We start from the raw sequence: 11315 nt of genomic DNA, 5'->3' as shown, positions 1-11315 counted from the left end.
CTTTCACGCCCGGACCGACATGTACCGACTTGTCTCGGCACTGCTGCACGTCGGTTTTGAACTGGGATGGGACGCAACTCCCTCGGCACCGGCAAAGCATACGGATCCCGCATGGCAAGAATGGCTGGACCGCCAGACCTGCCCGAAGGACGATCTTTTCGCACCCAGGCAGCGTGGGCACCATCATCTTGTGGCAAACATCTGAAAGCCGCATTGCAAAAAGAAGGCATGTCGACATGGCTGAAGACCACAACGAGAAGAAGGCTGTCATCCGGGGCTTTTTCAACCGCTGCCCCAATTGCGGCGAGGGCCGGATCCTGCAGGGATATCTGGCGGTGATCCCCGAATGCGAATCCTGCGGGCTGGAGTTCAAGCGCTATCCGGCCGCTGACGGACCGGCATTTTTCACGATGACGATCATGCTTTTGCTGCTGATCCCTTTGCTGGGGTATACGTGGGTGGTCTTCCGGCCCAGCCCGCTCATGCTGCTGGCGATCGTTTCGGGAGCCACGGCGCTGATCACCATGGTGCTGCTGCGCTTCGTCAAAAGCGCCTTCATCGGCTATCTCTGGGCGCATAACGAGCAGGACCGCGGAGCCTGAGATGGGAATGTGGCAAGGCGGTTCCGAAGGTGATAGCGGGCGATCAGTCGCCCGATCGCCCGAAGGGTACATAACCGCCATCCCGACCGCCTGAGAGAGATATCGATCGTGAATACGGACAGCGCTCATCGCCTCAACATCCAAGGCGCCGCTTGGATGATCACCGCCATGGCCGCCTTCGCGGTCGAGGACGCCTTGGTCAAGGCCGTGTCGCATCATCTGCCGGTCGGGCAGATCCTGACCCTTTTCGGCATGGGCGGGGCCACGATCTTTGCCGCCATCGCCCATCGTCAGGGCGACGCATTGCTGACCCCCGACGTGTTGTCGACAGCCATGAAGATCCGGGTGCTGTTCGAGATCACGGGTCGTCTCTTCTACATTCTCGCGCTGGCACTGATCCCCTTGGCGACAGCCACCGTCATCCTGCAGGCCACGCCGCTGGTCGTCGTCGCATCCGCCGCACTGATTTTCGGCGAGCGCGTCGGTTGGCGCCGATGGGCCGCCATTGGCATCGGACTTGCCGGGGTGCTGATCATCCTGAGACCGGGGACGGAAGGTTTTTCGCCCCTGTCGATCCTGGCCGTGATCGGCATGTTTGGTTTTGCAGGGCGCGATCTGGCAAGCCGAGCTGCCCCGCGCAGCCTTAGCACGGCCATTCTGGGCCTTTACGGCTTTCTGGCCTTGGCGGCGGCTGGCCTGATGTTCTCGCTCTGGCAGGGACAGGCATTCCGTCTTCCCGATGGCCCTGCCACCCTTTTGATGACGGGCGCGATCCTTGTCGGGCTTTGCGCCTATTCATCCCTGATGAAGGCGATGCGAACAGGCGACGTATCGGCCGTCACGCCCTTCCGCTATACGCGCCTGTTGTTTGGCGTCGCCTTGGGACTGATGTTTTTCGACGAAAAACTCACGACCAACATGCTGATCGGTTCGGCGTTGGTTGTGCTGTCGGGACTGTTCATCCTGTGGAGAGGCAAACAAAGGGGCGATTGAAAATAAGCTTTTGCCTAGGTGTTTGATCCCACGGTTTGATGGTGCGATCCTTTCTCAGGAATGGGAGGAGGCATTATGGGCCAGGTTCGTCACGGAAGCGCCACGACCACGTACGCCGTCAGAGCTGCAATACAACGATCGCAAGCTTCGCTCGCGACGTTGAGCCGGGAGTTGGGCATTAATCCGAAGACGGTTGCGAAATGGCGCAAGCGCCAGACGGTTGAGGATCTCAAGACCGGGCCGAAGGAGCCACGCTCGACGGTCCTGACAGAGACCGAGGAGGCGACTATCGTTGCTTTCAGGCGGCATACGCTGCTGCCTCTGGACGGCGCTGCGCTTGCCTCTATGCCCTACAGCCTTCCATCCCGCATCTGACTCGTTCGGCGCTGCATCGGTGCCTACAGCGCCACGGTATCTCTCGACTGCCTGACGTGGGAGGCGACAAGCCGAAGCGGCAGAAGTTCAAACGCTACCCTATCGGCTTCTTCCATATCGATATTGCCGAAGTGCAGACTGCTGAGGGCAAACTGTTTTTGTTCGTTGGCATCGACCGCACAATCAAGTTTGCCGTGACCCAGCTCGTCGACAAGGCGGACAGGAAGAAGGCCTGGGAGTTCCTGCAGCACATGCTCGAAGCAGTGCCCTATCAGGTCCACACCATTCTCACCGACAACGGCATTCAGTTCGCCGAGCAGCCCCGGAACCGCAACACCATCTATTCCCGGCCTATGCGCTTTGACATGATCTGCGAGGGCGAGACCGTGTCCGCCATCGGTCCGAGGACATGGTCGAGCGGCATCGAGCACCGCCTCAGGAAGCCAAACTACCCTTAGACGAATGGCCAGGTCGAACGGATGAACCGCACGATTAAGGACGCGACCCTCAAACGCTTCCATTACGATGATCACGACCAGCTCCGCACCCACTTGGCGGACTTCATGGCAGCCTACAATTTCGCCCGCCGGCTCAAGACCCTCGGCGGCCTCACGCCTTACGAATACATCTGCAAGATCTGGACATCCGAGCCAGACAGATTCATCCTAAATCCGATCCACCAGATGCCGGGACTGAACAAGTTGGCGATCGTCCAACTCATGGGGCGGAACCCCCATTGCGGGTGAACGCCGAGGTAGAGTGCGGCAGTTACTTGGGAAAAACTGTCCTCGGATCGGCGCGCTTGAGCAAGGGCGCGTCGATCCGGGACGCGGTTCGGTCCGGCAATGCCTGCCGGCGGCCGCAACGGGCGTCAGGTCTTGAGGACGACCTTGGTCCAGTCGTTCTGGTTCCAGCGGAACCCTTCATAGCCCTTGGCCGCCTCCTCCAGCGGCAGGCGGTGAGAGATCATGAAGGTCGTGTCCAGCTCTCCCTCCTGGATGCGGCGCAGCAGGTCGTGGGTGTAGGCCTGCACATGGGTCTGTCCGGTGCGCAACTGCAGCCCCTTCTGCATCAGCGCGCCAAGCGGGAATTTGTCCATGAAGCCGCCATAGACGCCGGGGACCGACACGCGGCCGCCCTTGCGTACCGCCATCAGCGCCTCGCGCAGGGCGTGGCCGCTGTCCGCCCCGACGCCCACGGCCTGCTTGAGGTTGTCCATCACCGTATCCAGGGCAAAGCCGTGCGCCTCCATCCCGACCGCGTCGATGACCGCGTCCGCACCGATGCCGCCGGTCATCTCCATGACCGCCTCCAGCACCGAGGTCTGCTTGAAGTCGATCACCTCGGCCCCCATCCGGCGGGCCAAGGCCAGGCGGTTGGGATAGTGGTCGATGGCGATAACGCGGGCCGCACCCATCAGCCGGGCGGCCTGGATCGCGAACAGCCCGACCGGGCCGCAACCCCAGACCACGACGGTGTCGTCGGCTTCGATGTCGGCATTGTCCGCGGCCATCCAGCCGGTGGGCAGGATGTCGGACAGGAACAGGACGTCGTCATCGTCCATGCCTTCGGGAATGACGATCGGGCCCACGTCGGAAAACGGCACGCGGACATATTCCGCCTGTCCGCCCGGATAGCCGCCCGTCAGGTGGCTGTAGCCGAACAGGCCCGCCGCCGCATGGCCGAACATGGTTTCGGTCAGGTCCTGCTTGTCGGCCGGGTTCGAGTTGTCGCAGGCCGAGAACTGCGCCCGCTGGCAGAAAAAGCACGACCCGCAGGAGATGGTAAAGGGCACCACGACCCGCTGGCCGACCTTCAGCGTGCTGCCGGGGCCGACATCGACGACCCGGCCCATGAATTCGTGACCCAGGATGTCGCCCGCCTGCATGCCGGGGATCACCCCGTCGAACAGGTGCAGGTCGGACCCGCAGATCGCGGTCGAGGTGACCTGGATGATCGCGTCGCGGGGGTTGACGATCTGGGGGTCGGGCATCGTCTCGACGCGGACGTCGTGCTTGCCGTGCCATGTCAGTGCGCGCATGGATCAGGCCTCCTGTCTGCGGTTGAGGGGGGTGGCGATCTCGCCGGTCTCGAGGAACATCTTCAGGCGCTTCAGGTCGCGGCGCCCCTGGATCGCGGGGTCCGTTTGGAACAGTTTGGCCACGACGCGGCCAAGCGCGCCTATCGGCGGCGCATAGGCGATCAGCGCGGTGACCTCGGTGCCGCGATTGCCCGGCGCATCGCGAAACAGCACCCGGCCGGTGGTCTCGATGTCCGAGCCATCGGTCGAGGCCCATGCGATGACGTCGCCGGGGCGATCCTCGGTGATGCGGGTGCGCAGGGTGATGTCGCTGCCCGGGCCGCGCAGGGTCCAGCGGGTGACGTCGCCCTCGGTCGAGACGGCGTGGACGTTCTCCATCACGCCGGCCAGGTTCCCGAACTGGCGCCAGAAGGCATAGATCTCGTCGCGGGGGCGGGCGATGGTGACGGTGCGGCCGGTCAGCGCAAAGCGGCCCGACGACGCGTGTTTGGCAGCGCGCCGGGGGGCATTGTCGGCAGGGCGCCGTTCGGGCTGGCGGGTCAGCAGATAGCCGGTTCCGGCAGCGGCCAGGAAGATGCTCAGCACCGCGCCCAGACCGATGCCGGATGCACGCGGCCGGGGCGTGTGACGGATGTGGTCGAGATGATCATGATGGGGCATGACGGTCCTTTCCCAAAGCTGTGCGGCACCGATGGTCCGGCGCCGCGATTGTTTCTGTTACCGTTCAATCGGGTCGCCTGCCGTCGACGGAAGATGTGGCTGCCCGTCCAGGGTGACGTCCGATGTGCTGTCAGCCCTGAGGCCTATCTGCATGGAGTGCCAAAGCATCAGGAATGCCCGGCGGCCTCATGCGTATCGGCCGGTTCGGACCCGAACGGTCGCAAGGGCCTTTTGCCAGAATGGGGATGCATGGCCGGGCTTTCTTTCTGCGCTGGAGCGGTGATTGAGCATGGGTCCAACAAGAGGATGCCACGATTGTTCCAGTCCTTCGCAACATCGCAGGCCGGCATGCCGCCGGGGGACGTAACATCAACTATGCCCCGGCCTTGGCATCGACGGTCGCGGCAGGAGCCTGGCGACAGGCTGGGCGCACATATGTTGCGCGGTTTGGACCGACCACCAGCGGCAACACAACGGTTCGACAGAGCATCGGTCGGACAGGACGTCAGTTGCTGGAGGAACCCTGGTTGGGGTGATCGCCTTACGTCTGCACAGATGACAGATTCGTGAGCTTGCGGACCTGCCGACCCTGCCCATTACAGCGCTGGAGAACCACATGCCCCGTACCAAGACGACCCTTCCGACAGACCAGAAGGGGACAGCCTCTCCGACACGATTTTCAATGGCGGAATGGAAGCAGATCTTTGTTCGCGTGAAGAACGAGATCGCCAGCGACCACATTTCCGTCGTGTCGGCGGGCATCGCGTTCTATGCGCTGCTGTCGGTGTTCCCGGCCCTTGCCGCGCTGATCTCGATCGCAGGTCTGGTGCTGGACCCCGCCGACATCGCCAGCCAGCTGGACACGGTCATGGCCCTGATCCCGGAAAGCGCCGGGGCGGTGCTGCAGGAACAGGTCCTGAAGGTCACCAGCGGCGATGAGACGGCGACCGGCTTGGTCGCGGCCTTTGGTCTGGCCATCGCGATCTATGGCGCCATGAAGGGCGTCATGACCCTGATGGAGGGGCTGAACATCGCCTATGACGAAGAGGAGGGCCGCGGCTTCATCAAGCTGTATCTCAACGCGCTTCTGATCACGGTATGCGCGATCCTGGGCCTGGCGATCGCGATTGCGCTGCTGATCGTGCTGCCGTCAGTTATCGCCTTCCTGCCGCTGTCGCCGAAGCTGGAGACAGCAGCCGAATGGCTGAAATGGCCGCTGATGGCGGTGCTGACCATGATCGGGCTGGCGGCGATCTATCGCTTTGGTCCGTCGCGCGCCGATCCCAAGTGGCGGTGGGTCAGCGTCGGTGCCGTGGCGGCCACGGTCCTGTGGATTCTGGGCACCGCGGCGTTTTCGCTCTATGTCCAGAACTTCGACGACTATACCGAGACGTACGGGACGTTGGGCGGGGTCATCATGCTGCTGACCTGGATGTGGCTGTCGGCCTTCATCGTACTAGCCGGAGCGGAGCTGAACGCCGAGATCGAACAACAGACCTCCGAGGACACGACCACGGGTGCCCCCGAACCGATGGGCCAGCGCAACGCTGTAAAGGCTGACACTCCGCCGCCAGGTGAGTCGGTACATGAAAGCGACGGAACACGGACCGCCGGTCCGGTCGGGGTCTCCACGGCAAGGAACGATACGGAGGTCGCGCCGTCGCCCAAGTCGGACGCCATCATGGCAATCATCCTTCTTGGAGCCAGCTTGTGGAAGCTTCGGAAGATGAGCGCTCGCAACTGAGATGGCTGTCCGTTGGCTGAATGCCGGGTCTGCCAAGGTCGAAGCGGCTTATCCTTATGTCACCTGCGTCTTCGGTGTGAAGCAAACGCTATATGAAGGTGGGGACTGACCTATCACTGAACTTTCATCCAGCCGCAACCGTAGCCAGGTTGGTATTGCACCGCTCCCAACATTGGACTGCCGGATACCGAAGTTTTTCAGCTTGGCTATGGTGACAGGCCTTCATAAGCATCTCCGCGACTACCTTTCAGACGCCGGTCTGGCGTGACGCAGACCTACCAAAATAGATAGGCATTCGGGGCGGTTATCCGCGATACATTCAGCGCAGGTCAGGTAGCGGTCTTTGGGAGGAGCAACTGTCTTGCTAGCAACTTGAACACGCAGTTACCGCCCGAGGAAGCAGTCAGCATTGCAGCAAGCCTAGGGTCCAGAATCATTGAATTTCACAGCCAGAGCAAGACGGTTGCGGCGAGCATGATCGCGGAGAAGAAGGTTTCCGGGCAGCGGTCGTATCGGGTGGCGACGCGCCGCCAATCCTTCAGACGGCCGAACATGATCTCGATGCAGTTGCGCCGTTTGTAGCGCCGCTTGTCGTATTTGACGGCCTTCCTGGGGGACTTTCGACCGGGGATTCAGACCCTTATCCCCCCTGTCTTTCAACGCTTCTCTGGACCAATCAGCGTCGTAGCCCCTGTCAGCCAGCAGCCAACCCGCCTTCGGCAGACTGCCCAGAAGAGCCGCGGCGCCTGTGTAGTCGCTGACCTGGCCGGCCGACATGAAGAACCCGATCGGCCGCCCCGTGGCATCGGTAACGGCGTGCAGTTTGGTGTTCATGCCGCCTTTTGTCCGGCCGATCTGGCGTGCGCGCTCCCCTTTTTCACGCACAGGCTCGACGCCGTGCGGTGTGCCTTGAGATAGGTCGCATCGATCATGATCGTCTTGTGCTCGGCGCTCTCAGCGGCCAGGCCGACCATGATCCGGGAGAAGACCCCGTTGTCACTCTAGCGCCTCCAACGGTTGTAGAGGGTCTTGACGGGCCCATATTCCTTCGGCGCATCACACCACCGCAACCCATTGCGGTTGATGAAGATTATGCCGCTGAGAACGCGGCGATCATCGACGCGGGGCTTGCCATGACTCTTGGGAAAGAACGGCTTCAGGCGTTCCATCTGGGCATCGCCCAGCAAGTAAAGATTGCTCATCGATCAGGTCTCCTTGCGGAGCCTGAATCATGCCAAACGCCTGAAATCAATGGGTCTGGAGCCTAGCGATTTACCAAGTCTGATCTGAAGGCTCATTGTTTTCCTTTAGGCTGCTGCCGGGTAGTCTTACAAGAGATGCGTCTCCTTTACACTGAGACACTGTCGTTCCAATCGGTCGCGTTCGGTCCCATCATCTGTTAGCGCGTGGTTCGAACGTCGGACCCATAACAGCCGTCCAGCCGTTTGGATGTCAACCAGACGAAGATTGGACATACCGATATGCTGACTGCGAACACTGACCCATCAAATCCCAACGAACCATCCGAGGCTGCTTCGGGCAGCAATCTATGCGTGTTTGCGCCGTGGCCGTTGATCACGGTTGCGATCGAGGCCTCCCCGGACGACGGCTCCGACGATATCGTTGTTCGGGCAGGAGGACAGGGCGTTTGGGTTGCGCGAATGGCGGCGTCCCTTGGTGCCCGCGTTATCCTCGTTGGACCATTCGGCGGAAAGATCGGGCGAGCAGCGGCCGTCATGTTGCGTGACGAGGGCATCGCCGTGCGATCGGTGGACGTTGCCGGGTCGAACGGTGCCTATATCCATGATCGACGTGGCGGCGAACGGGCGCAAATCGCTGAGATGCGGCCGGCAAGGCTAGACAGGCATGAGGTGGATGATCTTCTGGACGCGCTCCTGACGGAGGGGATGCGCTGCGGCACTGTCGCCCTGACCGGCCTGCGGGACGGCGAAGTCTTTGACCCTGCACTCTATGGAACTGTAGTGCGCGATCTCGCAGCGAACGGTGTGGAGATCATCGCTGATGTGGCAGGTGCGCCTCTCGAGGCGATCGACCAGGGAATAGGGGTCCTGAAGATCAGTCATGAGGAGATGGTGGCGGACGGCTATGCGACCGATGGTTCTTGGTCGGCCATCGCCGCCGGGATGGACCGGCTTGTCGATCGGGCGCGCGATATCGTCGTCTCCTGTGCCGCTCGCGGGACTCTCGCCAGATTTGACGGAAAGTTCTGGCTGGCAACACCACCGAACGTGACGCCACGGGATCACACAGGTGCCGGGGATTCCATGACGGGTGGTCTGGCTGTCGCACGCACGCAGGGCCTCAGCGTCAGCGACGCGCTGCGCCTAGCCACTGCAGCAGGCGCCCTCAACGTGACCCGTCGCGGTCGCGGCACCGGTGCTGCCACGGATGTCGACGTGTTTCGGGACCATGTGAAGGTCCGGGAGGTGGATCCCGCGGATCTCGATCTTGAGGACAAACGGAGCGCTCAACAATGACGATGGAGAACCCACCGATCGCCGAGCTGCAACGGATCGAAAGCCTTGCTGCGGAACTGGCCGCCCTCGCCGGGGCCGATATCCAGTTCGCCTTGGGGAAGGCGATGCAGGTCAGCTACAAGGGGGAGCCCGGGTGGATGCGCGATCCGGTCTCCGAGGTCGATCACGCATGTGAGGTCATGATACGGGCGCGCCTGGCCGAAGCCGCGCCAGGTCACGATATCATCGGTGAAGAGATCGACGACCGCCCGGGGCGAAATCATGATTGGGTCTGGGCCATCGATCCGATCGATGGGACCGCCAATTTCGTATCCGGTCTGCCGATGTTCGCAGCCTCCATTGGCGTGCTCTACCGTGGCCGTCCGGTTGCCGGCGCGCTGTGGTGTTCAGCCACCCATGTGCTGCGCCCCGGTGTCTACTCCGCTCATGTCGGCGGCTCCCTGAACTTCGATGGTGTTGAATTCGTGCGGCCAGATCGAGCGCAGGTCCGTCGAAGCCTTGTCGGCACGCCGCAAGGCGGGACGGCGGAACCCTTCGATACACGGCTGACAGGGTCGGCTGCGATCGAATGCGCGTTTGTCGCCGCTGGCCTCCTCGCCGGCACGCGGCTTGGTGCTCCAAACCTCTGGGATGTGGCAGGAGGTGCTGCCCTCGTACTGGCAGCCGGAGGCGACGTCCGTATCCATACGGCGGAGGGATGGGTTCCATTCACCAGCTTCCAGGGACCGGATGGTGACCTTGCCCGATGGCGCGCGCCGATGGCACTGGGAAGGCTGGATGCGCTGGAGGCTCTGTTGGCGTAATGTCCTGGCCAAGCTGGTCTCGTTGTGCAACCCAAGAATAAAAGCGGCTGATACCATTTTGATGCAAATGCATCGGGCTCTAGCCGAGGCTGTGTGGAAACTCGGCCTTATGGTAGACTTAGACCTGGTGGCGGGAGATCGGCATGTCGGGTTTCATCGAAGGCACTGTGCGGGAACAGACGGCTCTTTTCCCAGATCGTCTTGAGGACTGGATTGGCGAGGATCACTTGGTTCGGGTGGTTGATCTGTTTGTTGATGAACTCGATTTGCCTGCGCTCCGATTTGCGCGATCGGCGCCGGCGCGGACGGGGCGACCCGGATATCATCCTGCCGTGCTGCTTAAGCTGTTCATCTACGGCTATTTGAACCGGATCCCGTCCAGCCGCAGACTGGAACGTAAAGCCGGGCGGAACGTCGAACTGATGTGGTTGACCGGCCGCCTTGTCCCGGATCACAAGACCATCGCCGACTTCCGACGCGACAACGGCCCCGGCATCCGCCGCAGCGTCGCTCAGTTCGTGGAGCTGTGCCGCCGGATCGGCGTGCTGAAGGGCTCCTGCGTTGCCATCGACGGGAGCAAGTTCCGGGCCGTTAACAGCCCGGACCGCAACTTCACCAAGGGCAAGATCGCCAGCCGCATCGCCCACCTGGAGGCGGACGTCGAGCGCTACATCGCGGAGATGGTGCGGGTCGATCGACAGGAGGAGGGTGAGGTTCGGGCTGAGAAGGTCGCGCATCTGGCCAAGCGTTACGGGCGTGTCCGGCAGCATATCCAACACCTGCAAGCCATGGGTCGGGCCTTGGCCGATGCGCCGGATGGGCAGATATCGCTGACCGATCCCGATGCCCGCGCCATGGCCACCAGCGCCCGGAACAGCGGAATGGTCGGCTAAAATGTCCAGACTGCCGTCGACACCGAGACCCACCTGATCGTCGCGCATGAAGTCACCAACCAGGGTCATGACCGTGATCTTCTGGTGCCGATGGCAAAGGCGGCCAAGGATGCACTTCGTCGCGACGAGATGCATGTGCTGGCCGACAAGGGCTACTTCAGCGGGCGGCAGATCCTGGCCTGCCATGAGGCTGGCATCACTACGACAATCCCGCGCCCGGAGACGTCAGGCAACCGCCTCAAGGGCATGTATGAGAAGGCGGACTTCGCCTATGAGGCCGATGCGGATATCTATCGTTGTCCTGCAGGGGAAGCGCTACCGTATCGCTACACGACCGAGGAAGACGGTTTGGAACTCCGCCGCCACTGGACCAGCGAGTGCGGCACGTGTCTGATGAAATCGCGATGCACGACCGGCAAGGAGCGCCGGATCACGCGGTAGGCGCACGAGCATCTGGTCGAGGCGGCGCGGGCGAGGCTGATCGGTCCGACCGAACCGATGACCATCCGCCGAGGCACGGTCGAGCACCCGTTCGGCACCATCAAGGCGTGGATGGGCACGTCCCACTTTCTGACCCGACGGCTGAGGAACGTGAAAACAGAGATCGCGCTGAACGTCCTTGCCTACAACATCAAGCGGATGGTGGCGCTGATCGGGATCCGCGGCCTGATGGCGGCAGTGAGGGCCTGAAAGAACGCGTCGAACC

Annotated in this window: 8 protein-coding genes and 3 pseudogenes; 8 read left to right on the top strand and 3 right to left on the bottom strand. The window is 62.3% G+C overall.

Annotated elements, in window-relative coordinates; all coding sequences use genetic code 11:
• The 4 genes and pseudogenes from IE00_RS20460 to IE00_RS18945 form a co-directional block, all read left to right on the top strand.
• Positions 1–205: hypothetical protein (locus IE00_RS20460; RefSeq protein ID WP_205949720.1), on the top strand; the 205-nt coding region annotated here is incomplete at its 5' end.
• A gap of 31 nt (positions 206–236) precedes the next feature.
• On the top strand, positions 237–602 hold the full coding sequence (locus IE00_RS18960) for a DUF983 domain-containing protein (protein WP_072298372.1): 366 nt from the start codon (positions 237–239) through the stop codon (positions 600–602).
• A gap of 156 nt (positions 603–758) precedes the next feature.
• A complete protein-coding gene (locus tag IE00_RS18955; RefSeq protein WP_072298727.1) occupies positions 759–1595 on the top strand; it encodes a DMT family transporter in 837 nt (278 codons plus the stop codon).
• A gap of 75 nt (positions 1596–1670) precedes the next feature.
• Positions 1671–2716 (top strand): annotated as a pseudogene (locus IE00_RS18945) (IS481 family transposase).
• A 125-nt stretch (positions 2717–2841) separates the two neighbouring features.
• Here IE00_RS18945 and IE00_RS18940 read toward each other — a convergent pair.
• Both IE00_RS18940 and IE00_RS18935 read right to left on the bottom strand, forming a co-directional pair.
• Positions 2842–4011 (bottom strand): zinc-dependent alcohol dehydrogenase, encoded by a 1170-nt coding sequence (locus tag IE00_RS18940; protein WP_046001580.1) that lies wholly within the window; start codon positions 4009–4011, stop codon positions 2842–2844.
• A gap of 3 nt (positions 4012–4014) precedes the next feature.
• Positions 4015–4671: an SRPBCC family protein gene (locus tag IE00_RS18935; protein ID WP_072298725.1), complete on the bottom strand. Its 657-nt coding sequence runs from the start codon at positions 4669–4671 to the stop codon at positions 4015–4017.
• Positions 4672–5383: 712 nt separating this feature from the next.
• On the opposite strand from IE00_RS18935, the gene IE00_RS18930 reads away from it, so the two are divergent.
• Complete coding sequence (locus tag IE00_RS18930) at positions 5384–6415, top strand: YihY/virulence factor BrkB family protein (RefSeq protein WP_205949719.1); 1032 nt, start codon at positions 5384–5386, stop codon at positions 6413–6415.
• A 443-nt stretch (positions 6416–6858) separates the two neighbouring features.
• Here IE00_RS18930 and IE00_RS19590 read toward each other — a convergent pair.
• Positions 6859–7617 (bottom strand): annotated as a pseudogene (locus IE00_RS19590) (IS5 family transposase).
• 279 nt (positions 7618–7896) lie between these two features.
• Between IE00_RS19590 and IE00_RS18915 the strand changes: the two are divergent.
• The 3 genes and pseudogenes from IE00_RS18915 (at position 7897) to IE00_RS18905 (ending at position 11299) form a co-directional block, all read left to right on the top strand.
• The gene (locus IE00_RS18915; RefSeq protein ID WP_083554526.1) at positions 7897–8913 is read left to right on the top strand and encodes a 1-phosphofructokinase family hexose kinase; all 1017 of its coding nucleotides are present in this window, start codon (positions 7897–7899) and stop codon (positions 8911–8913) included.
• Positions 8910–9716, top strand: coding sequence for an inositol monophosphatase family protein (locus IE00_RS18910; RefSeq protein ID WP_072298722.1), 807 nt, complete (start codon positions 8910–8912; stop codon positions 9714–9716). Before IE00_RS18915 ends, IE00_RS18910 begins: the two co-directional genes overlap by 4 nt.
• A 143-nt stretch (positions 9717–9859) precedes the next feature.
• Positions 9860–11299, top strand: a pseudogene (locus IE00_RS18905) (IS1182 family transposase).
• Positions 11300–11315 lie beyond the last annotated feature (16 nt).

Origin of the sequence: Paracoccus sp. SM22M-07, assembly GCF_001887735.1 — a bacterium.
In the GTDB taxonomy this organism is placed as follows: Bacteria; Pseudomonadota; Alphaproteobacteria; order Rhodobacterales; family Rhodobacteraceae; genus Paracoccus.
This window is presented reverse-complemented; position numbering and strand designations above follow the sequence as displayed.

Excerpts from the sequence above, each read along its gene's own strand:
- IE00_RS18960 (WP_072298372.1), top strand. The coding sequence starts at position 237 with ATGGCTGAAGACCACAACGAGAAGAAGGCTGTCATCCGGGGCTTTTTC.
- IE00_RS18955 (WP_072298727.1), top strand. The coding sequence starts at position 759 with ATGATCACCGCCATGGCCGCCTTCGCGGTCGAGGACGCCTTGGTCAAG.
- IE00_RS18940 (WP_046001580.1), bottom strand. The coding sequence starts at position 4,011 with ATGCGCGCACTGACATGGCACGGCAAGCACGACGTCCGCGTCGAGACG.
- IE00_RS18935 (WP_072298725.1), bottom strand. The coding sequence starts at position 4,671 with ATGCCCCATCATGATCATCTCGACCACATCCGTCACACGCCCCGGCCG.
- IE00_RS18915 (WP_083554526.1), top strand. The coding sequence starts at position 7,897 with ATGCTGACTGCGAACACTGACCCATCAAATCCCAACGAACCATCCGAG.
- IE00_RS18910 (WP_072298722.1), top strand. The coding sequence starts at position 8,910 with ATGACGATGGAGAACCCACCGATCGCCGAGCTGCAACGGATCGAAAGC.